The organism is Arthrobacter sp. JCM 19049, from assembly GCF_001310435.1.
Window position 1 is genome coordinate 1 of sequence record NZ_BAXF01000884.1, and the last position, 618, is coordinate 618.

Below are 618 nucleotides of genomic sequence, written 5' to 3' on the forward strand. Positions count from 1 at the left end.
CGGCGAGCGCCGCCGAATCCGCCCGGGCCAGCGGCGGGTCAGTGAGCATGGCGTTCACGGCACGGCGGGCGAAAACCAGGCTTCGAGCAGGGAGTTGCTCGCCAGCCGATTGGCCCCATGCACAGCGGTGTTCGCGCACTCGCCGGCCGCATAGAGCCCGGGCACGGTGGTGCGTCCGTCCAGGTCGGTGAAGATCCCTCCCATGAGATAGTGCTGGGCCGGACGCACCGGGATCAGGTCGTGTGCCAGGTTCAGCCACAGGCCTGTAGGCGTCGGGTAATGGAGGGGAACCGACGGGAAAGGAAACCTCGGCCCTGGTTCTGCTCCACTGCCCGGGCATCCAGGTAGACCGGGTGCCCGGCCATGTTCTGCGCGTGGATAGCCCGGGCAATCACATCGCGTGGCGCCAGTTCGGCCCGTGGATCAATCCCGGGCATGAAGCGCTCGCCGGTGCCGGTGACCAGCACGGCGCCTTCCCCGCGGACCGCCTCGCTGATCATCCCCGCGCCCGGGTGGGCTTCGGTGTCCACCATGGTGGGGTGGAACTGCACGAATTCCATGTCGCTGATTATTGCCCCGGCCCGGGCGGCGAGCGCGATGCCGTCCCCGGTCGCGCCC

1 pseudogene is annotated in these 618 nt (G+C 69.3%); it reads right to left on the minus strand.

Annotation, left to right across the window (positions count from 1 at the left end):
• A pseudogene (locus JCM19049_RS21680) lies at positions 1 to 618 on the minus strand (FAD-binding protein); the annotation flags it as partial.